This is a genomic window from Psychrobacter faecalis (assembly GCF_016107575.1).
In the GTDB taxonomy this organism is placed as follows: domain Bacteria; phylum Pseudomonadota; class Gammaproteobacteria; order Pseudomonadales; family Moraxellaceae; genus Psychrobacter; species Psychrobacter faecalis.
In genome coordinates, this window is sequence record NZ_JABAST010000029.1 from 1 (window position 1) to 20587 (window position 20587).

The window sequence follows — 20587 nt, forward strand, 5'->3', positions numbered from 1 at the left end:
TTATCCCAAGAATGTCTTGAGATTTTCTAAACTTTACAAAACCTACACCATTCGGTAGTTTGACACGATTGCCTTCAACACGGCAATATTTATCAAACTGTACCAAGCGTATTGAATCACACCCATCTGATTTGCGCTTGAAGCGCGGCATAAGCGGGCGTAATTGGATTTCTGTGCCATCAGCAAGCTTGAAGAACTTAGGCTTTTTAGGTTTTTTCTTATTCTCTTTCAATCGTGCATGAACTTTAGAGTCAAAAAAGCGTGACCAAGCAGAAGCGAGATCACGAATTTTTTGTTGTAAAGACACCGCGTTAGAGCTTGTTTTTAAGAAGGCAAACTCAGGATTTGCTTTAATATCCATGATTTTATTAACCAAATTGGTTGCATTAATAAACTCATTTTTAGCAAACATCTCAAACGATACCGCAAGCACTTGATTCCAAACAAAACGTGCAGAACCAACAAGGTTATTTAAGATAACCTCTTGTTCTGCATTAGGCTCAAGCCTAAATTTGTACGCTTTATTAATTTTCATAATGGATGCTTTATTGGTCAGTGTGTTCGTTATTTATACCATGTTATACTATATAAAGATAACACTAAAGGATATTTATTACAATGAGTGAGATATATAAAAACCGTCATTCTGCTTATAATCTGCATGTGCATTTGGTATTCATCACCAAGTACCGCAAAAAGGTTTTAGCTGACAATCATCTTCAATACTTTAAAGAAGTTGTTGCTGAGATATGCAAGGATTTTGGTGCAGAACTCAAGGAATGTAACGGCGAGGGCGATCATGTCCACATGCTAATTCAATACCCACCAACGGTACAACTAAGTAAGATGGTTAATAATCTAAAGTCGGTCACAAGCCGGCGAATGAGAGCCAACTTCATTGACTTAAGGGCGGCTTATAATAAGCCTGTTTTGTGGTCACGCTCTTACTTTGCCGGCTCATGTGGCGGAGCGCCGTTGGAGATTATTAAGCAATACATTCAAAATCAGCAGAGTTAGGCTATACGAAATTCACCTCCACCCTAGCGTCGGGTGGAGTCCTCTTTCGTTAGATTGATAGATTAGAGGTTTTTATTGCTATATTGATGAAAGATAGACGATTATAAAAATTAGATAGAAAAATCATTACTCAAAAAGCTGGCTATTATAAACAGTCAGCTTTTTTGGTTGAAAATCTAGTTTACGGCATTGTAAATAATTTACTGCTTGTGGCCAATCAGCCGCTATTTTTGGCGCCTCTTGCCGAGCGGCAATCATACTGGCAGCATTTATCCAGCCCGCATGACCGACTGCTAATACTGGTTTTTGACCACTATTTTGCGCCGCCATCTCATTTAACCAGTTTTCCGCACGATTAAACAACTGCTGTAAACTCTCGCCGCCCTTAGGGGCAAAATCTGCAAAATGATCACACCAATCATCAATCTCTTGTTTAGGAATTTGCGCCCAAGGCTGACCGTCCCAATTACCAAAATCAATCTCTGCCAGCTCAGGGGCGACATGATACAGAAAGCCATGCTGCGCCAATATTTCTCCGACTTTTAACGAGCGGTGTAGTGGGCTGACCCAAATTACTTTTGGCAATTGATGAAAACGCACGAAGCGCTGTATTTTATTAGCAAGGCGTTTAATTTTGCGTTTATCGACACTGATATCAGTCTGTCCGATACAAAAGCCATTAGCCGCAATGGGCTTTGGATGGCGCCAAATATACAAAACCATTGGCTATCATTATCCTTTTTAAATAGTACGCTTAACATTAAATAAAAGGGTTCGAGGCAGCAAGTCCGATATAAATAGCGATTTCACTTAACTGCTGCGTGGCGCCTAACCCATCACCGGTATAACCATCTAAACGTCTGCGCAACAAGCGCCGCATATAATCCGTCGCTACGATGCCTAGTAATAAAGCCAATGACCATTGCCAAATACCAATTTGTTGCACGGCATTTGGCCATAGGAGCACGACCAGCAAGCCCGCTAATATGAGCCAACCACTGCTCAATAATCCTTGTAATGGCGTCAGCTGCTGCGCCATCGGTTTGGCTTTAGCATGCTCAATCTCACCGCCGTAAGGCAATAGCGCCAGTAAACTAATACATAATAAACGTGAGAGCGTATGTCCAATAATCAGCGCCACGATAGCCACCGATAATGGCATAGACGCCAATAAGCTGATTTTGATAAGTAACGCCGAGACCAATCCTAGTACACCATAAGTCCCTAAGCGCGAATCCTTCATAATGGTTAAAGTACGCGCGCGAGTCAGACCACCACCTAGACCATCACAGCTATCCGCAAGTCCATCTTCATGAAAAGCGCCAGTGAGCCTAATTCCAAAGGCCGTACTTATCACTGCCGCCACCAAAGGCGTAAATAAAAGGCTGCCTAGCCAAAATACGCTCGCGCAAATTAGCCCAACCAGCAGACCTACCCCAGGAAAATGACGGCTGCTCTGGTGCAACCACTGCGGATTGTAATTGGCAAATTGCGGTATGGGCAGACGCGTTAAAAACTGTACTGCTACTAACAATAAACGCCATTCATACTTTATAAATTGACTAATACTTGGTTTAGACGGAGACTGGGGTAATGCATTTGGTTGATTCAATGTCTGATTTAATGGTTGTTTTGATGGCTTTTTTGATAATTGTGACATTAGCTATTTTGTCCACTGATACCAGCATCATTAAAACTTGCCATCTCATTGATAATCGCACAAGCCGACTGTAATAATGGATACGCCAGCGCCGCGCCACTACCCTCACCTAGGCGCATACCCATATTGAGTAACGGCTCAGCATTGAGCAGTTTTAATAAATGCGTATGTCCCGGCTCGACAGAATGATGAGCAAAGACAGCATATTGAGCAACACCAGGCGCTAGACGCTCGGCGACCAATAACGCACTACTAGCGATAAAACCGTCGATAAGAAGAATACGGCGCTCACTGGCTGCTTGCATCAGCGCCCCTGCCATCATCGCAATCTCAAGCCCGCCTAATGCCGCAAGTATGTCGAATGGCGTTTGCGCTTCACTGTGCCGCGCTAATACTTGAGTTAAAATACTTGCCTTGTGCTTTAATCCTGCATCGCCGAGACCAGTGCCGCGACCGATACAAGCATTAATCGGTATATCGCCCAATTTTGCCAGTAATAAACTGGCGGCGGATGTGTTACCAATCCCCATTTCACCGACAATCAATAAATTGCCCGCCATATTCTTGACTACGTCCATACCATTTTCTAATGCGGCTAAGCACTCTTCTGCTGTCATGGCAGGCTCGCTAAGTGCGTCGCGGCTTCCATAACGCACTTTATAATCGAGCAGTTGCGCGTGGTCTTTAAAAGGAGAATTGGCAAAGTCGGCATCGACACCAGCATCGACCACTTTTAGCTCCATATGATGCTGACGCGCTAAGACATTGATAGCAGCGCCGCCTTGCAAAAAGTTAACTACCATTTGCGCCGTCACCGCGCTAGGATATGCTGAGGTACCATGCTTGGTTAGACCATGGTCGGCAGCAAATACCCGAATTTGCGGTTGCGTAATTTGCGGCGTGGTCGTACCTTGAATCAATCCCAACTGTACCGCGAGCGTCTCTAAACGTCCAAGGGCGCCCAGTGGCTTGGTTTTTTGGTCAACGATTTTCTGCAATTGCTGACGCAGCTCGTTATTTTCTATGTTTGCAATCGTTGGTGCTATAAATGTGTTCAAGCAAACCACCCTCGTATTTATACAATTAAAACAAAACCCACATACTAGCAGAGTATCTCAGCTTTACCACGAATAAAATCAAATGAGAGCCGAATAGACTCCCTAGTAGGATAGATTTACGATAGAATATGCACCTTTAAAAATTCGTATCACTATTGATGTTAAGCTAGACGCCAAACTCACTAAATGCTGTGTGAGTTGCATTAATAGCGATAAGAGATTAACAACTATATAGAGACAGTAATGATCGTATTTTGGCTGCTGCTGACCATTCTTTTTATCATTTTTGCCACTGCGAAGTTAAAATGGCATCCTTTTTTAGTATTGATACTATCTGCCTTTCTGGTCGCGCTTTTTTATCAAGTACCGCTTAATACGGTCGCAAAAACTATCTCTGATGGCTTTGGCGGTATCTTAGGATATATCGGTCTGGTGATTGTGTTTGGAACCATCATTGGCTTAATCCTTGAGAAAACGGGTGCCGCCATCGTGATGGCAGAAACCGTCATTAAAGTTTTGGGACCGCGTTTCCCTACTTTGACCATGTCTATCGTTGGTGCTGTCGTATCTGTACCCGTGTTCTGCGACTCAGGCTATATTATTTTAAACTCGTTAAAAGAGTCTTTGGCTGAGCGTTTAAAAGTTTCGAGCGTGGCAATGAGTGTCGCATTAGCGACTGGCTTATATGCCACTCATACCTTTGTGCCGCCAACACCCGGTCCAATTGCAGCAGCGGGCAACTTGGGTCTTGAGTCAAACTTGGGCTTGGTCATCATGGTCGGTGTTGTCGTCACCACCGTTGCGGTACTTGCTGGTTGGCTGTGGTCAAATCGCTTCCTTGACGCCACGCCTGACAATATTGATGCCCTTGACGCAGTCGCCGTACCAGATAATATGAAGACTCGTGACGACTACAGCAAACTGCCATCAGCGACTATGGCATTTTTACCTATTATCGTGCCCATTGTATTGATTTGCTTATCGTCTATTGCCAATTTACCCAGCACACCATTTGGTAGCGGCATACTAACCGATATTCTCATATTTATTGGCAACCCATTAACCGCCCTATTAATTGGTTTGTTTTTATCATTCTTACTGATTAATACTGACCAAAAAACACAGCAGATTAGTGACAGCATCTCACAAGGCTTGGTAGTCGCAGCGCCTATTCTTTTAATTACTGGTGCTGGGGGCGCGTTTGGCGCTATGCTAAAAGTTACGCCAATCGGTGATTATTTGGGTACTACGTTATCTGCCCTAGGGCTTGGTATTTTTATGCCATTTATCGTTTCTGCGGCGCTCAAAACAGCACAAGGTTCAACCACTGTTGCTTTGGTCACTACTTCGGCGATGGTCGCCCCATTATTAGGTCAAATAGGTCTTGATAGTGAGCTTGGTCGCGTATTTTGTGTGATGGCGATTGGTGCAGGCGCGATGACTGTCTCGCATGCTAATGACAGCTTCTTTTGGATTGTTAGCCAGTTTAGTCGTATGAGTGTGGCGCAGGCTTACAAAGCCCACTCTATGGCAACAGGGATTCAAGGCGTGACCAGCATCATCTTTATTTGGCTATTGACCTTGGTATTTATCTAGCGCCTTAAGTAAATTATTGAAAGTCAATTTTTAAAATTTAAGTAATTAAAAAAGACTCAAAGAAACATTTAAAGAGAAAGTCATGAAAATTTTAATCGCCCCTGACTCGTTTAAAGAAAGTGTAGAAGCACTGGATGTCTGCCACGCTATTCAATCTGGCTTCAGCCAAGTGTTTCCTGACGCTGACTATAAACTGCTACCGATGGCGGATGGCGGCGAAGGGACTTCTGCAGTGTTGTCTTATGTGTTAGGTGGACGCTGGAAAGAAGTGCCTGTCCATGACCCTTTAATGCGACCGATTAACGCAAAATATTTATTACTCCCTGATGCAACTGCGGTCATTGAAGTCGCTCAAGCTTGTGGCTTACATCTATTGACGGTAGCAGAGCGTAATCCTGTCATTGCTAGCAGCTATGGCGTCGGCGAATTGATTGAGGATGCTCTAAATGAAGGCGTCAAGCGCATTATTATTGGTCTTGGTGGCAGTGCTACCAATGATGCAGGACTTGGTATGTTAACGGCGCTTGGTATGACGTTTCATGATAGTAATGACAACATCTTAGCCCAAGGCGGCGGCGCACTTGCTAACTTGCAACGATTGGATGCGACCAGCTTTCATGCAAGCGTCTTAAACACAGTATTTGAGGTGGCTTGTGATGTCACCAATCCGTTATGTGGTGAATTGGGTGCCAGTGCCATATTTGGTCCTCAAAAAGGCGCTAGCCCGCAGCAAGTCCATGAGTTAGATAAATCGTTAACGCATTTTGTAAATGTGTGCGAGCAGCATGGCTATCAAGGCCATCAAGAGGTAGCAGGTGCCGGTGCAGCAGGTGGACTGGGCTATGCGTTAATGAGTTTTTGCCAAGCGGATTTAAAGTCAGGTTTTGATACAGTGGCAAAAGTGGCCAATTTATCACAGCATATCGCCGATGCAGACTTGATCATCACTGGTGAAGGCAAGCTTGATGCTCAGTCTGCTATGGGCAAAGTGGCGGGTGGTATTAGCCAAATTGCTAAATTGAGTCATACCCCCGTGATTGCTATTTGCGGCAGTGTTGATGGGCTAAAATCCGCTCAGACTAGCCAGTTTGACGTCATTGTGCCCAGTATCCAAAAGCTAGATTCCCTCGATAATGTCTTTAAAAACGCTTATAACAATATTGAAATTACCGCTACTAATATTGCCGCAGCGATAAAATTGGGTCAAAGCATACAATAAAAATAATCGTTTGTCGTGAGCTTACCTTTTGAATGCAATACTTTATGAAAAAATAATGGCTTATGTCAATAGCGCTCTTAGCATATAAGAGCGCTATTTTTATATCGGCTGTATCCATATCACTGAGCTATTGCTTAACTGATTAAGCATGCTACTATTTGAGCAATAATTTAAATTGCTTTTATACTTTATGCTAAGTTTATAAACATATTATCAAGGACGATAAATGACCAAATTTAACCCTATTCAATCACACCCTTCCTTTATAGACTCTAACGAGCCTTTGGTTATTAGAGAAAACTTAGGCAGTGTTGTGACGTTGACACTCAATTGTCCCAAACAGTTTAACGCGCTATCAGTAGATATGTTATCTACTATGCAAACAGAGCTAGACAGCATCGTCCAAGATAGCAGTATTCGCGTGGTCGTCATTGCCGCAAACGGTAAGGCCTTTTGTGCCGGTCATAATCTAAAAGAGATGCGCGCCAATCCAGAAAAGGCATTTCAGCGCGCCTTATTTGAACAGTGCAGCCAGATGATGCTGACCATCAATCGCATGCCACAAGTGGTGATAGCTAAAGTAGAGGGCATCGCTACTGCTGCTGGCTGTCAGTTGGTGGCAGCCTGTGATTTAGCTGTCGCCTCGGACAATGCCAAATTTGCCACTTCTGGTATCAGCGTAGGGCTGTTTTGTTCCACCCCTGCAGTAGCAGTCAGTCGCAACCTCTCTCGCAAGCAAGCATTTGAGATGCTCATCACCGGTGAATTTATCGATGCTCATACCGCACTGCACCAAGGACTGATCAACCGTGTGGCAAGCGCAGAGCAATTAGATACGACTTTGCAGTCTTTAATAGATAGCATTACCGCCAAATCCTCAGTCGCTTTGACCACTGGCAAAACCATGTTCTATAACCAGTTGGATATGACATTGGCTGAGGCTTATGAGTATGCCAGCGAGGTGATGAGCTGCAATATGATGGCGGATGATGTGAGTGAAGGGATTGATGCCTTTATCGAAAAGCGTCCTGCCGTATGGACAGGACACTAAGAACAATATCAGCATTTTATAACATAAAATACCGATATCGGCACACGCGCTTTTTTAAATAATCAAAGACGCTTTTCTCAATAACAAATAGCAATAGCTAAAATTACTCTGCCAAGAGCTTGGTCAATAATTCATTTATTTCAACTTTAAACTCTCTATCTTCGATTTTATTAGCGCTGATTTTAGCATTTTGCAGACTTTTGATCGCAGCATCGGTTTGGCCCAATTCGATTTGCAGCTCAGCCATAGAAAAAGCGATCGATGCCAAATGGTCTTTTGAATTAATGGCCGCGGCTTTATCTAACGCTTTTTGATAAATAACTAACGCTTCCTCCAAATCCTCGGTAAAGTCAGCCAAGGTTTCCCACTGTTCAGGATGGTCTTTATCGCTTTTTTCATTTTCGTTACACAAATCTTTTAGCTGCGCATATAGCGCATCAAAGGTTTTTTGATCGTTCTTACTGTCCGCTTCTAGCAGCTTTTCTGCTAAAACATAGATGGATTTATATATTTTGGTATTAATCATGATGGGTGACCCTGTTGGTTGCACGTCAAATGCGCTAAATGATGTTGATTATAGACTAATTTATATAAATAGCTCATAGAAAAGGGCGTGATAGCAATCACACCCTTTTATTTTATATCGCTTTCAATCTTAGCATCTACGATACACAGTTAGATTCAGTCATTAAACGCTCGTAATTATTCAGCAGCGATAACGGTAATTTCGACCAATAACTCAGGACGAGCCAATGCTGATTCGCCGCATGCACGCGCTGGTGGCTGGACGCCTTCAAACCATTTATCCCACACTTCATTCATTGCGGCAAAGTCTGACATACTTTTTAGCCAGACGGTTGCGGATAGCAGCTTTGATTTGTCACTACCAACTTCTTGCAGTAATTTTTCGACTTTCTCTAAGCACGTTAAGGTTTGAGCTTTTATATCATCTTCGCTATTACCCACTTGACCGGACAGATAAATGGTTTGGTTATGAATCACAGTTTGACTCATACGTTGGTTACTATGCAGCTTTTGCATGGATTATTATCCTTAATTTTTGATGCTCTTAATGTTTCAGTTCTCTTAAACACCTGAACTTTCAAATATATAAACGACTCGATTTTTACTTAGACGTTATTTAGCAAAAATTAGCGAGAAAAACGCTCGGCACTAAAGGGTTTAATATCAACCAATAGCGGTTTTTCGTGAATCATCTCCTCCACCAGACGACCAGTCATCGGCCCCAAAGTGAAACCCTGATGGCTATGACCAAAGGCAAACCATAATTTGTCGTGCTGCGGCGCAGGACCGATGACTGGCTTCATATCCGGCATACAAGGACGTGAGCCCGCCCACGCTTCACTCTCGACGGCATCTTCTAGCGGCAGAATTTTGCGCGCAAGTTTTAATACGGTATTTAATTGACCAAAATTCTTTGGCGCATTCATGGTGGTCATCTCAGCGCCAGTGGTGATGCGGATACCTTGCTGCATCGGACCCATCACAAAACCCTTATCCATATCAAACATACTATGGTTGATGGTGTTTTTTTCCGTGACTTTAAAATGCTGGTGATAGCCGCGCATCGGGAACAGCGGCAAATCATAACCAAGCGGTTTGATTAAATCGTTAGACCAAGGCCCAGCAGCAATGACCAATTTATCACTATAAAAAGTGTCGTTGTCGGTAATAATTTTCCAGCCATCTGCTTCTTGGACGATTTCATTGACACCACTTTCTTTAATGGTACCGCCCATTTCTTGAAAGTTTTTTGCGTATGATTTCACCAATAAGCTCGGATTTGACACTTGCCAAGAGTTTAGCCAATGAATCGCGCCAACGAACTCGTCAAAATTGGCGCTTGGTTCCATCGCTTTTAATTCGTCAAGCGTCAAGACATTGTGCTCAACGCCCTGATCGCGGTCTTTGATTGCAGCATCAATAGCTGCTTTAAACGTCTCTTCAGAGCGATGCAACTGCAACCAGCCTTTACGGCTAATCAAATATTCAGCGCCAGATGCTTCAATCATGGTTTGGTGTTCACTGGTGCAATGCTCAATCAGCGTCTGCCACTCGGCTTCTATTTTTTTGATTGAAGCTGGCGTCGAGTATTTCCAATACTGCAATAATGCTTGATGATAGCGCAAGATTGCCGGAATGCGATAGCGAATATCGGTGCCTTGGTTTGGCAATACACGTATCATTTCAGTCAGCTGGCGCGGAAACGGATGGGTATGAATCGCCTCGCGCTGAATCAGACCGGCATTGCCATATGAAGTCTCAGAGCCCGGTAATTTTCTGTCCAATAGTAAAACTTTGGCGTTATTTTTTTGTAGATGCCAAGCCGCTGAGGTGCCGACCATACCTGCACCGATAACGATCACTTCGTAGCGCATAACACGTCCTTTTTTTAAAGTCTTAATACAGAATAACAAAGTAGAGAAATAACAGATAAGGGAGTAATAGTAACGCATTGCGCGCAAGATTAAACCCTTATGATATAAATATTTTTGGTTATGCGTTTAAATGAAAGCTATTTTTGATAGGAATAATGTAAAAATAATTAAGAAAATAGGTCTATTTTGGCTAATTAAAGTGCAAGAAATAAACCAATCACCACCAAATCGGATCTTCATTCGCTAGCGTCTCTAAAAGATTCTTGCCAGTCTCGACCGTCAGCTTATCGGCAGGCAACTCAGCGATGAACCGTGACGGCTTATCAAAGTAACCTGAATAGCTTGAGAAATACTCGGGCGCGGTTAAAAACAATCTGCTCTTAGCACGGCTACAAGCAACATAAAACAGCTTACGCTCTTCTTCCAACTCTTCAAAATCACTGAGCGAGCGATAATGCGGCGTCATACCATCGACGAGAGAATTGACAAACACCACTGGCCATTCAAGCCCCTTAGCACTATGAATGGTCGAGATGATGACTTTATTATTACTATCTTCGTCTTTTTCAGGCTCGCTTGCGGTAGCAACTGAATCATTAGGCGGATCAAGGGCAAGATTTTCTAAGAACTTATCGAGACTGTCATACTCTGTCGCTAGGTTTTTGAGCACGCGAAAGTCTTCGCTACGTTCACGCCAATTCTCTTCAATCGTTTTTAGCAGAGGAATATAAAACTCTAAAATTAGCTCAATCACTATTTCCACTGACTCTGCCTGACTGGCTTTGGTTAAAGTCGTATGCAATGACTTAAGCTGGGGGCTTTTCTTTGCAAATGATGGTGCTAATAGCGGCTCGAAAGTGTTGTTAACGTTACTATTAACATCGCTATTCACATTATTATTCACATTATTATTCACATTGCTATCGGCATTAATCGCTTGGGTTAAGCGCGTCGCCGTCACTGCCCCTACCCCTTTAAACAAGGTTAAGATACGGTGCCATGCAATGGTGTCATTCGGGTTATAAAGTATTTTAACAAAGGCTAAAACGTCCTTGATATGACGCCGCTCAATAAAGCGAATGCCGCCCACGACGATAAAGGGAATATTGCGTTCCATAAATTCAAGCTGAACGTAGTTGGATTGAAAAGACGTGCGGCACAAGACGGCAAAATCCTGATAATCGTAATCTGGTTTTAATTCGATAATTTTGTCAGCAATATATTTTGCTTCTTTTGTTTCATCACTTAAACGACGAAATATTGGCTTGATGCCTTCTATAGATGCGCCCGAGTACAATTGCTTTTGATAGCCCAACGTAATTTGCGCCGATAAAGCATTGATATAATCAAGCACCGCTGGCGTACTGCGATAATTTTGCTCTAATTTAATCAGTTTTGCTTCGGGGTAGCTTTCGCCAAATAATAAGATATTTTCATAATTGGCACCGCGAAAAGCATAGATGCTTTGGTTGTCATCACCAACGACCATCAGCGATACCGACGCCGGCGCACAAATGAGGTCAATCAGCTCTTTTTGCGGAATATTGGTGTCTTGATATTCATCGACCATGACATAACGATAGTGCTTTTGTAATAGCTTTCGAAAGGTATCATTGTGCTTTAGATGGCGCACCACTTGGCTGATGATGTCATCAAAATCATATAAATGATTGGCGCGCTTATATTCATGAAAGTCGACCGCCAATTGCTCAATAACTGGAATATGCACAGCGATATCAGGATAACTGCTTTCGATTAAGTCGCGAATATGAATGCGCCGATTTCTAGAAGTTGAAAAGATATTTTGCAAGGTTTTTTTGCGCGGAAACGCCTGATTGGTTATTTTGGTTGGATACTTTTTTTCTTTATTAATCAAATCAATCGCATCTTCACTATCGCCGGTATCTAAAATCGTAAAGCGCGGATTGATACCAAGTAGCCCAGAATATTGGCGCAATAACATATTGCAAAATGAGTGAAAAGTGCCGCTGGTGATATCGTTTAGCGCTTTGCTATTTATGTGGTCATTGTCCGAAAGACGGCTAGCCAGTAACGTTCTAGCACGACTTTTGATTTCATTGGCCGCTTTTCGGGTAAAGGTTAATAGCAAAATCTCTTTTGGCGCGACGCCATTTTCTATCAAATAGCTGGTTCTATAAGTCAAGGTTTTGGTTTTACCAGAGCCTGCACCGGCGATGACCAATACTTTGCCCTCAATAGTCGTGGCAGCCAACAACTGGTTAGGGTTCAGCTCACGAGCGTAATCCACTTGTAACCCTAAATGACTGGCAAGCCGTTGCTCTAATATTTCAGCATCCGCATTTATCAAGTTGGCCTCGAGCTTTTTAATCGCCTGCTCAAGCCGCGTCAGCTTGGGTTTCATGTCAACGAAATTTTGCGGATAATTATAATGGTGGGTAGCAAAAATGGTGGTCATTATTAACAATTGCCTTTGGTGTGGTTTATCGTGCTGGCTATTAATGACAGCGCAGCAGCATGCATCATCATTTATAGGTAGTAGTTTATCATAATAGACAGGGCGCTGAAGGTCATTGATAACGAACACTCATATGATACGATGATATTAAAGGATGGTATTAAACCGCGGTATTAAACAGATTACTAAGTATTGTGATTGAGCGTAAAAATTAAAATAGCAAGCACAACAACCTCACCCATTTTGGCTGAAATTTGCTACAATATGCCCAATTTTGCGTTCCTATTTTACCAAGCTTTATACTGACTAAATACCAAGTCTGTTATTGCCTGATTTTATTAATATATTGAGAGCATGTTATGGGTTTTAATTGCGGCATCGTCGGTCTACCAAACGTGGGTAAATCCACCCTGTTTAACGCCTTGACCAAAGCGGGTATCGCCGCTGAAAACTTCCCTTTTTGTACCAAAGATCCCAATACCGGTATTGTTCCTGTGCCAGATCCACGCCTAAAAAAATTGGCTGATATCGTCAAGCCCGAGCGCGTATTGCCGACAACGATGGAATTCGTCGACATCGCAGGTTTGGTCGCTGGCGCCTCAAAAGGTGAAGGTATGGGCAATCAGTTCTTGGCTAATATCCGCGAGACCGATGCGATTGCTCACGTGGTACGTTGCTTTGATGATGACAACGTCGTCCACGTTGACGGCCGCGTCAGCCCTATCGACGACATCGAAACCATCAATACCGAATTGGCATTGGCCGATTTAGAAGCCGTTGAGCGAGCTATTACTAACTTAAGCAAAAAAGCCAAAGGTGGCGACAAAGATGCGACGGCCATGCTCGATGTGTTCAAAAAAATCGAGCCATTATTAGCAGAAGGCAAAGCCGCCCGCGGTGCTAACCTAGACAAAGAAGAGCAAAAACTGATCAGAAGTTATGGTCTGATTACCTTAAAGCCAACGATGTATATCGCTAACGTGAGCGAGGATGGCTTTGAGAATAATCCATATCTAGATGCAGTGCGTAACTATGCCACTGGCGAAGATTCTATTGTCATTGCCCTATGCAATCAAATCGAATCTGAAATTGCTCAGCTTGATGAAGATGACAAAAAAGACTTCCTAGCTGAAATGGATATGGAAGAAGCTGGTCTTGATCAAGTGATTCGCGGCGGTTATGATTTGCTTGATATGCAAACGTATTTTACGGCAGGCGTCAAAGAAGTCCGCGCTTGGACAGTCGCTGTTGGCGCAACCGCTCCTGAAGCTGCTGGTGTGATTCATACCGACTTTGAACGGGGTTTTATCCGCGCTGAAGTCATTGCGTATGACGACTTTATTGAGTATGGCGGCGAAAAAGGTGCAGCAGCAGCCGGCAAATCACGTTTAGAAGGTAAAACCTACATTGTGCAAGATGGCGATGTGATGCATTTCCGTTTTAACGTTTAACGTTCAACGTTTAATATTTACAAGTACAAGCGGATTGAGTGTTTACACAGTCTTAGTAGAGAACAACCAAAAGCCAGCTTCAACGCTGGCTTTTTTTATTATAATAAAGGGAATAACGTTAAAGTAATTAACCTCTCTAAAAGCAAAAATAAAATACAATGATAAAAATAACGGACGATAAATGATGACTGCTTCTGTTAATCAAACCACGAATTCTAGCGACCATTGGGCAAAATTATTTAGTGCTCAGCGTTTAGGCAGTCATAAAAAAGCCCCTGCCGAGGACAGCGCACGCTCCTCCTTTCATAAAGATTACGACAGACTGGTATTTTCACATTCCTTTCGTCAGCTGAATCAAAAGACCCAAGTTCATCCGTTGACCAACCAGCTTGGTATTCATACGCGCTTAACACATTCGCTAGAAGTTTCTTGTATTGGTCGCTCTTTGGGTATCATGGCAGCAGAGAAGCTGCATGATAAGTTGGGCGGCGGCTTACCGAACGGTGTCGCGCCCGCTGATGTCGGCGTCATTATCCAAGCAGCTTGCCTTGCCCATGATATTGGCAATCCACCGTTTGGTCATGCCGGAGAGTACGCCATTCGTGATTGGTTTATGCATCCTGACCGTAAGCAAGTCTTGCAAAATCTGAATAATAACGAGCAATTAGATTTACTGGCTTATGAAGGCAATGCACAAGGATTTCGTATATTAACCCGAAATGAGCACCACCCTGATTTAGGTGGTATGCGCTTAACCTGCGCTACTTTAGGCGCGTTTATGAAATACCCTTGGCTTGCCACTCATAGCAATCCCGTTTATCAAGACAACTCTATTGATCAAAACAACCGCATTTACCAAGGCAATCACACCACTAACATGCAAAAATTTGGCTGCTTTTATAGTGAGGCAGCGCAGTTAGAGGAGCTGGCAGCAACGTTAAACTTGCCATATTCAAAGCAGCACGATGGCTTTGCTCGTCATCCGCTAGCCTATTTATTAGAAGCGGCAGACGATATTTGCTATGCGCTGATAGATTTGGAGGATGGCATCAATTTGAATATGCTAAGCTATGCAGAGGTTGCGGCGATTTTTTATGAGCTGATTGGTGAGCGCCCTGATACGCTTGCTCTACCCACCCAAGTGTCAGTCAGACAGCATTTGGCATCGCTGCGGGCACGGGCAATGATGCGTTTGGTCAATGCCGTCACCGATGCCTTTGTAGCCAATAGTGATACTATGTTGGCGGGGACGCTACAAGGCAGCTTGTTTGCGCACTGTGAGCCGAGCGTACAAAGTGGCATCAACCAAGCTAAGCAATTGGCACGCGAAAAGATATTTAATCACCCAAGTAAAGTGCGCATGGAGCTGATGGCCAATCAATGCTTGCAGCGCCTGCTCGATGCTTTTATGCCACTCGCCTGGATAAAAGAGGCAAATAAAACCAATGCGCCGATAAGCCAAATATCCTTTGAGCAGCAGCGTTTGCTAAAATTACTCCAGCCGCATCTCGATGAACATCGCCGGACTCTAGCAGATAATACCTATGATAATATGCTTAATGTATTAGATTTTATCACTGGTATGAATGACCATGAAGCCTATCGACTGGCGCAAGAGCTACAAGGGCATTGGGGCACCATTGTTTAAACAACATGTTTAAGCATCTCGTTTAAAAAGAAGTCTAGAATTAATTTAAAACCAAGCTTAAAATTCAGTCTAAAACCAATTCTAAAAACTGGACAATCAACGATAACCGTCTATTTCATTCGTATTTTCGCAATGAAATGAGTATGATAGACATCTATCAGGTAATTTTGAAATATTATGAGTAGTCGCGAACAAAAGAAACTTCAAACACGGCACGCTTTTTTTAATGCGGTGCTCGATTTGTGTATGACAGGTCAGTCTTTTAGCTCAATCAGTCTCAGACAGGTCACGCGCGAGGTTGGTGTGGTGCCGACGGCGTTTTATCGCCATTTTGATGACATGGAGTCGCTTGGTCGCGCCTTAGTCATCGAAGAGTTGGGCGGTACGATGGCAACGTTAAGTGAAAACTTGCAAATTGGGCGCAAACGTAGCTTTGAGCGCCAAATCGCTAAAAGTATTCAGATGTTTTTATATATGGTCAGCGAGCAACCTTGCTACTGGCAGTTCTTAGTCAGTGAGCGTTATGGCGGCTCAGAAGCGGTACGCAAAGCCATCAATGAGCTGATTAAAAAACACGGTCAAAGCCTAGCAGAAGACTTAGCGCTACAGCCGGCGTTTACCCACATCAATACTTATGATCGTAGACTGTTGGCAGAAGCTGGGGTCAATATGTTTTTTTCTTGGATTATTGACTGGCTCGAGCTGACCTATACCGAAGACCATGATGATGAGGTCGACTTGGCAGAGATAGAAAAGAAAAAACAACTGATGCTGCATAATTGCACGCGCCAAGCACAAATGCTGTTTTATGGTGCTTATAATTGGAAATCTACCGAAGAAACCCGTTTAAATGATTAATTAGACTTAATTTTTGCATGCTATTTATTACTAATTATCTATAACCATTAGAAAATTGGCCTAAAAGCCCAAAGTCGTTGCGTTAGCACACGCACCTCTTTGGGCTTTTTATTATCAGAATTTTGAACGTTTTTAGCATTAACATCAGCGTTATTAGCATCATTGCTATTTTCATTACTGTTATTATTACTGCTATTTTCTTTTTCACTATCAGCAGCCGTTTTGCTAATAATAACGGTCGCAAAGCGTTGTCTTGCCTGACCAACCGTCGCATTATCAGAGGCGGTAATAAGTGCCATAAAGGCTTGGCTATCAACCGCTAGTAATGGCGTCAAGGCTTTGCGCGGCTCTGCTTTTACACTACTTAATACGGGCAGTTGCCAAACATCATCGACAGAGCTAAAGGCTTGTTTTGCTCGCAACTCAACGATACTCTGCATTTGCTGGCTGCTCGCACCTTCTACCAAGGCAGCAAGCAAAACGGGACTGGCGGTATTAATATTAATGGGTAAATAATATGGTACCGCCGTAATATAGGGACGCAGTGTCGCCAATACTTGCGCATCAACGCCCTTTACTTCTGCTAATTGATCGATACTAAGCAACGCTTGGTTGGGTAAAGCTGTATCCGCTCCGCGATTGGACTGCTGAGCATATACTACATTTTCATCACCGCCATCTTGGTAGACTTCGCTGTCGGCATCTTGATAATCAAGTACCGCAACGGCGATATCAGGCTCTAAATTTAGCTGTGTAAGCAGCCTTTGAAAAACGGCCAAGGCAGCATTATCAACGGCGCCATTGTGATATAAATTATTAATATTAAAACGACTGCCCTCATCGCGTAATTCGATGCCGATGCTATGTCCGCCTAGCGTATAAGGCGGTATTGGCTGCGCCCAAATATCCTGCTCGCTATCGGTATCATTTAATTTAGCATCAGCACGAATCAAGGTAACGGCCAATTGCTGACCTGCATTAATATCTTGTAAGAGCTGGTTTTGGTCAAACAATAAGCCGCTACGCCGAATAGCAATCTTTTGGTTGGCAAGCATTGCCCCTGCAACCACAGTAATACTAACCACCAATAATAAAATAGTCAGCAGCGCGACGCCACGTTGTGAATCGGCTTTCATAGAGATTGTAGGCATCGTTGGCCTTATTCGTGGCTTATTTGGCATAAATAGCCTCTATCATTGACCAAATGGGGCATTTTCAGTAGCGTTGCCTGATTTATTGTTTTCTACATTGCCATTGGCTGCATTATCGTTATTGGTGCCGTTATTATTTTTATCACCGCTATTAGCATTAGGATTGTTAGGCGTGTTTTTGTGACTGGTATTTGTACTGATATTTGGTATTGGCTGCGGCGTCAGTGCCCATTGCCAAGTGATCGGCATATCCTGATACGTAAAGTTAAGCGCAATCCCTTTTGGTAACAGTATAGTCTCAGACGTTTTATTGGCTGAATTCGCCAACTGCCCTGATACGGTATTATTACTGGTACTGTTATTGCTGCTGCTATCTTTATTGGGAAATTTGGCGCTTAATTCAGGTAAATAAGCTTGCCAGCGCCCTGCCGTGACGCCTTCAAGCAATACACTATCTAGGCTAATGCTGTCACTGCCACCAGCAAGACTGTTATATTGACGGCGAATTAAGCGCTCATCGGCAAAAATGTATTCGATATGCTGCACACTTGCGCTGCTTTGATAACGTGGGTCGGGGTCGGCAAAACGCATAAAGCTGATACGTTCAGCATCTAGACTCATAAAAGGTTCGGGCGCTGGTGCGTTTTCTTGATTGCTATTATTAGTATTATTCGTTGCGGCGTTATTGGACGAGGCGTTATTAATTGAAGAATTAGCACCCTGCGTATCCACTGCCTGATAAGGAATCATTTGGTTCATATCTTGCTGTAATTGCAAATAGGCATATTGCAAAACTGCTAAATTATCCGCATGAAATTGCGCCCGTTCACGCGCACGGTTAACGCCATCAAATACTTTCCAGCCAGCCACCGCTAACATGGCAAATATCGCCATCGCCACCATCAGCTCAAGCAAAGTAAATCCATGATTTGATTTCATGGATTGCCTCTATCTGGCGTTAGACCGCTCAAATCCAAACTACCAACCTCCTGCTCAGCGTTACTTAACATCACGTTGATATCCGTCACTGCGCTGCGTGCCTGTCCATCTATAATGGGCGCAACAGCGATATTTACCTGCTTTAATGCAGGTGTGATGGCGTCCGTGGCGGTCATTGTCACTTGCCAATCACGACCTTGGGTATTGATAGTTTGGGTTTTATTGGCCGTCAGCCACGTATCTTGAATACGCAAATCTGCTGCCGCGTTTTGTGCGACAAACTGCGCCAGCGTACGAGTACGTAAAACATCAACTGAGCTTAAATACGCACTACTCGCACGGCTCGCGGCAACGGCAACGACGGCTAGAATCGCTAAAGCAACCATGACCTCAATCAGGGTAAATCCGCGCTCATATTTTGATAGAGCGGGCTTTAGGTTTGTATAGGTATGTTCGGCCTTATTATTATCTATCATAAGTTAGCGCCCTTGCCCTATCGACATACTACCATCGGGCATAATTGTAATCACCTCGCCCACCAAACGCGAATTATGACGCACCTCTATTGTTACCGGTGTGGCCTGACCTGTGCCAAACCATAGTACTTGCGGTACATTTTGCTCGGTAAACCACGGCTGCAGCGCTTGCGTTTGTTCTGCGTTTGACTGACTACTCGCATCCAAGCTTTGCACGCTTAAGCTCACACCCATAGGCAAGGCAGGCAGACTAACTTCTGGCTCAACCTCCCAACTTGGTGTGGGCACTTTATCTGTAGCAGCTGATATATTCGTCAAATCTGCTGACAGCTCCATGGCGTTCTTAGGCGTACTATCGCCTCTAGAAGACGTAGAATCTTGAGTTTGATAAGCAATATACGGATTTGATAGCGTGACAATGACAGGCGTCATTTGACCTTGTTTATCGGATTGTAAGCTTAGACCCATAGGCGCCATACGCTCAGCCGATAAAAGTCGTACATAGCTCAGAGAATCTGTTAAATGCTCATAAAAGGCGCGGTTTTTGCGTGACTCACTGCTACCGACCGACAAGCTCATCATGCCAGCAAATATAGATAAAATAACGACCACCACTACTATTTCTACAAGGGTAAAGCCCGCTTGCCCGATACGGATGTGCGCGTGAGAGACTGTGATTGAAGATATAGAGGAAGTCGGTTTTGACATACAGAAGTCATCTAGAATGGCGTCACCTTATTAAAAATAACGCTATATTGAATGGTATACAAACGACGAAAGACATGACGAGTTATAAAAACTATGACTTCGTACACATGTTAAAAGATAAATTTAACGTGTTGCCATACAGAAGATAACAACACGGACCGTTATAAAATAATAGTTGACTGCGTTTAAAATAGAATAAAAAGCTAGTAATTGGTATTACGGTGCTCTTCTGATTCAGTATCGATTTGCTCTACCAATTCTTGCATATCTTCATCCATGACTTCATCATCGGCCGCTGGATAATGGCTTGGCAACTCAAGCATTTGCTGCACAAAAGCATAACGCAAGGTATCACGGCGTCCTAAATAGCGCTGATAAAAGCTTGAGTTTAATAATCCTGCGCCGCCCTGACCCATCGCCCAAATCGAGGACAAATAATCGCGCGTACTTAGACTACTGTGCTGCTCTTGAAGATACGCGCTGATAATATCAATCAAACGTTTCATGCGCTGACGGCGTATATCATAAAGCTCACCGAACAGGCGATTCAGACCCGTCACCGATGCCGCCAAACGCTCTTCGATTTGGTTAAGGAGCATGGCTTTTTGCGGATTAAATAGTTGCTGGAAAATCATCCGCGCGACGCCTGCCGATGGACAGTCATCAATACGATTGATCTCAAACAATTGCTCTTCATAACGGATAATAATACGCAGGTAGAGCTCATCTTTACTGGAGAAATGCTTATATAAGGTGCCTTTAGCCAAATCAAGCTGGTCTGCCAAACTGTCCAAAGTGATATCACCATCGCCTGACTCAAGTAGCAATTGCTCCGCCATCGCTAAGATATTCTCTTCTCGTGCCTTGAACTGGTGCTGACGACTCATAATTTCTCCTAAAAACTGACAATATCATGCAT

Annotated in this window: 20 protein-coding genes; 7 read left to right on the forward strand and 13 right to left on the reverse strand. The window is 43.5% G+C overall.

Annotation, left to right across the window (positions count from 1 at the left end; translation table 11 throughout):
- A partial coding sequence (locus JFC07_RS09420; protein ID WP_198328918.1) for a helix-turn-helix domain-containing protein occupies positions 1-535 on the reverse strand: 535 nt, incomplete at its 3' end.
- Between the two features lie 83 nt (positions 536-618).
- On the opposite strand from JFC07_RS09420, the gene tnpA reads away from it, so the two are divergent.
- Positions 619-1017: an IS200/IS605 family transposase gene (tnpA, locus tag JFC07_RS09425; protein WP_102076311.1), complete on the forward strand. Its 399-nt coding sequence runs from the start codon at positions 619-621 to the stop codon at positions 1015-1017.
- Positions 1018-1143: 126 nt separating this feature from the next.
- On the opposite strand, the gene JFC07_RS09430 is transcribed toward tnpA, so the two are convergent.
- Genes JFC07_RS09430 through cobT form a run of 3 tightly spaced genes read right to left on the reverse strand, consistent with a single transcriptional unit; the run spans position 1144 to position 3744 of the window.
- Complete coding sequence (locus tag JFC07_RS09430; protein ID WP_198328919.1) at positions 1144-1740, reverse strand: histidine phosphatase family protein; 597 nt, start codon at positions 1738-1740, stop codon at positions 1144-1146.
- 37 nt (positions 1741-1777) lie between these two features.
- Positions 1778-2677, reverse strand: a complete 900-nt coding sequence (gene cobS / locus JFC07_RS09435) for an adenosylcobinamide-GDP ribazoletransferase (RefSeq protein ID WP_198328920.1) — start codon at positions 2675-2677, stop codon at positions 1778-1780.
- Positions 2677-3744 carry a nicotinate-nucleotide--dimethylbenzimidazole phosphoribosyltransferase gene (gene cobT, locus JFC07_RS09440; RefSeq protein ID WP_265090566.1) on the reverse strand — a complete coding sequence of 356 codons (1068 nt, stop codon included), beginning with the start codon at positions 3742-3744 and terminating at the stop codon, positions 2677-2679. The genes cobS and cobT overlap by 1 nt, the downstream gene beginning before the upstream one ends.
- Positions 3745-3978: 234 nt before the next feature.
- Here cobT and JFC07_RS09445 point away from each other — a divergent pair, with 234 nt between their 5' ends.
- From JFC07_RS09445 to JFC07_RS09455, 3 genes are all read left to right on the forward strand, one after another.
- Positions 3979-5331, forward strand: a complete 1353-nt coding sequence (locus JFC07_RS09445; RefSeq protein WP_068405516.1) for a GntP family permease — start codon at positions 3979-3981, stop codon at positions 5329-5331.
- 82 nt (positions 5332-5413) lie between these two features.
- Positions 5414-6550 (forward strand): glycerate kinase, encoded by a 1137-nt coding sequence (locus JFC07_RS09450; RefSeq protein WP_198328922.1) that lies wholly within the window; start codon positions 5414-5416, stop codon positions 6548-6550.
- Between the two features lie 226 nt (positions 6551-6776).
- Entirely contained in the window at positions 6777-7601 is an 825-nt protein-coding gene (locus tag JFC07_RS09455; RefSeq protein WP_198328923.1) for an enoyl-CoA hydratase, read from the forward strand.
- Positions 7602-7704: 103 nt separating this feature from the next.
- Here the strand turns inward: JFC07_RS09455 and JFC07_RS09460 are convergent, their stop codons facing one another.
- From JFC07_RS09460 to JFC07_RS09475, 4 genes are all read right to left on the reverse strand, one after another.
- On the reverse strand, positions 7705-8127 hold the full coding sequence (locus JFC07_RS09460; protein ID WP_198328924.1) for a tetratricopeptide repeat protein: 423 nt from the start codon (positions 8125-8127) through the stop codon (positions 7705-7707).
- A gap of 176 nt (positions 8128-8303) precedes the next feature.
- Entirely contained in the window at positions 8304-8642 is a 339-nt protein-coding gene (locus tag JFC07_RS09465) for a RidA family protein (RefSeq protein ID WP_102077089.1), read from the reverse strand.
- A gap of 110 nt (positions 8643-8752) precedes the next feature.
- On the reverse strand, positions 8753-10000 hold the full coding sequence (locus tag JFC07_RS09470; RefSeq protein ID WP_102077090.1) for an NAD(P)/FAD-dependent oxidoreductase: 1248 nt from the start codon (positions 9998-10000) through the stop codon (positions 8753-8755).
- A gap of 217 nt (positions 10001-10217) precedes the next feature.
- The gene (locus tag JFC07_RS09475; RefSeq protein ID WP_198328928.1) at positions 10218-12440 is read right to left on the reverse strand and encodes an ATP-dependent helicase; all 2223 of its coding nucleotides are present in this window, start codon (positions 12438-12440) and stop codon (positions 10218-10220) included.
- Between the two features lie 356 nt (positions 12441-12796).
- Here JFC07_RS09475 and ychF point away from each other — a divergent pair, with 356 nt between their 5' ends.
- The 3 genes from ychF (at position 12797) to JFC07_RS09490 (ending at position 16394) form a co-directional block, all read left to right on the forward strand.
- Positions 12797-13888, forward strand: coding sequence for a redox-regulated ATPase YchF (ychF, locus tag JFC07_RS09480; RefSeq protein WP_102077091.1), 1092 nt, complete (start codon positions 12797-12799; stop codon positions 13886-13888).
- A gap of 184 nt (positions 13889-14072) precedes the next feature.
- Entirely contained in the window at positions 14073-15536 is a 1464-nt protein-coding gene (locus JFC07_RS09485) for a deoxyguanosinetriphosphate triphosphohydrolase (RefSeq protein WP_198328929.1), read from the forward strand.
- Between the two features lie 177 nt (positions 15537-15713).
- Positions 15714-16394 (forward strand): TetR/AcrR family transcriptional regulator, encoded by a 681-nt coding sequence (locus JFC07_RS09490; protein ID WP_102077092.1) that lies wholly within the window; start codon positions 15714-15716, stop codon positions 16392-16394.
- Positions 16395-16441: 47 nt separating this feature from the next.
- On the opposite strand, the gene gspK is transcribed toward JFC07_RS09490, so the two are convergent.
- From gspK to JFC07_RS09515, 5 genes are all read right to left on the reverse strand, one after another.
- Positions 16442-17545 carry a type II secretion system minor pseudopilin GspK gene (gene gspK, locus JFC07_RS09495; RefSeq protein ID WP_227678305.1) on the reverse strand — a complete coding sequence of 368 codons (1104 nt, stop codon included), beginning with the start codon at positions 17543-17545 and terminating at the stop codon, positions 16442-16444.
- 42 nt (positions 17546-17587) lie between these two features.
- A complete protein-coding gene (gene gspJ, locus JFC07_RS09500) occupies positions 17588-18484 on the reverse strand; it encodes a type II secretion system minor pseudopilin GspJ (protein WP_102077093.1) in 897 nt (298 codons plus the stop codon).
- Entirely contained in the window at positions 18481-18960 is a 480-nt protein-coding gene (gspI, locus tag JFC07_RS09505; RefSeq protein WP_102077094.1) for a type II secretion system minor pseudopilin GspI, read from the reverse strand. Before gspI ends, gspJ begins: the two co-directional genes overlap by 4 nt.
- A 3-nt stretch (positions 18961-18963) precedes the next feature.
- A complete protein-coding gene (locus JFC07_RS09510) occupies positions 18964-19668 on the reverse strand; it encodes a prepilin-type N-terminal cleavage/methylation domain-containing protein (protein ID WP_198328925.1) in 705 nt (234 codons plus the stop codon).
- A 203-nt stretch (positions 19669-19871) separates the two neighbouring features.
- Positions 19872-20555: a TetR/AcrR family transcriptional regulator gene (locus JFC07_RS09515; protein WP_068405549.1), complete on the reverse strand. Its 684-nt coding sequence runs from the start codon at positions 20553-20555 to the stop codon at positions 19872-19874.
- Between the last annotated feature and the right edge of the window lie 32 nt (positions 20556-20587).

Excerpts from the sequence above, each read along its gene's own strand:
- tnpA (WP_102076311.1), top strand. The coding sequence starts at position 619 with ATGAGTGAGATATATAAAAACCGTCATTCTGCTTATAATCTGCATGTG.
- JFC07_RS09430 (WP_198328919.1), bottom strand. The coding sequence starts at position 1,740 with ATGGTTTTGTATATTTGGCGCCATCCAAAGCCCATTGCGGCTAATGGC.
- cobS (WP_198328920.1), bottom strand. The coding sequence starts at position 2,677 with ATGTCACAATTATCAAAAAAGCCATCAAAACAACCATTAAATCAGACA.
- JFC07_RS09445 (WP_068405516.1), top strand. The coding sequence starts at position 3,979 with ATGATCGTATTTTGGCTGCTGCTGACCATTCTTTTTATCATTTTTGCC.
- JFC07_RS09450 (WP_198328922.1), top strand. The coding sequence starts at position 5,414 with ATGAAAATTTTAATCGCCCCTGACTCGTTTAAAGAAAGTGTAGAAGCA.
- JFC07_RS09455 (WP_198328923.1), top strand. The coding sequence starts at position 6,777 with ATGACCAAATTTAACCCTATTCAATCACACCCTTCCTTTATAGACTCT.
- JFC07_RS09460 (WP_198328924.1), bottom strand. The coding sequence starts at position 8,127 with ATGATTAATACCAAAATATATAAATCCATCTATGTTTTAGCAGAAAAG.
- JFC07_RS09465 (WP_102077089.1), bottom strand. The coding sequence starts at position 8,642 with ATGCAAAAGCTGCATAGTAACCAACGTATGAGTCAAACTGTGATTCAT.
- JFC07_RS09470 (WP_102077090.1), bottom strand. The coding sequence starts at position 10,000 with ATGCGCTACGAAGTGATCGTTATCGGTGCAGGTATGGTCGGCACCTCA.
- ychF (WP_102077091.1), top strand. The coding sequence starts at position 12,797 with ATGGGTTTTAATTGCGGCATCGTCGGTCTACCAAACGTGGGTAAATCC.
- JFC07_RS09485 (WP_198328929.1), top strand. The coding sequence starts at position 14,073 with ATGACTGCTTCTGTTAATCAAACCACGAATTCTAGCGACCATTGGGCA.
- JFC07_RS09490 (WP_102077092.1), top strand. The coding sequence starts at position 15,714 with ATGAGTAGTCGCGAACAAAAGAAACTTCAAACACGGCACGCTTTTTTT.
- gspK (WP_227678305.1), bottom strand. The coding sequence starts at position 17,545 with ATGCCTACAATCTCTATGAAAGCCGATTCACAACGTGGCGTCGCGCTG.
- gspJ (WP_102077093.1), bottom strand. The coding sequence starts at position 18,484 with ATGAAATCAAATCATGGATTTACTTTGCTTGAGCTGATGGTGGCGATG.
- gspI (WP_102077094.1), bottom strand. The coding sequence starts at position 18,960 with ATGATAGATAATAATAAGGCCGAACATACCTATACAAACCTAAAGCCC.
- JFC07_RS09510 (WP_198328925.1), bottom strand. The coding sequence starts at position 19,668 with ATGTCAAAACCGACTTCCTCTATATCTTCAATCACAGTCTCTCACGCG.
- JFC07_RS09515 (WP_068405549.1), bottom strand. The coding sequence starts at position 20,555 with ATGAGTCGTCAGCACCAGTTCAAGGCACGAGAAGAGAATATCTTAGCG.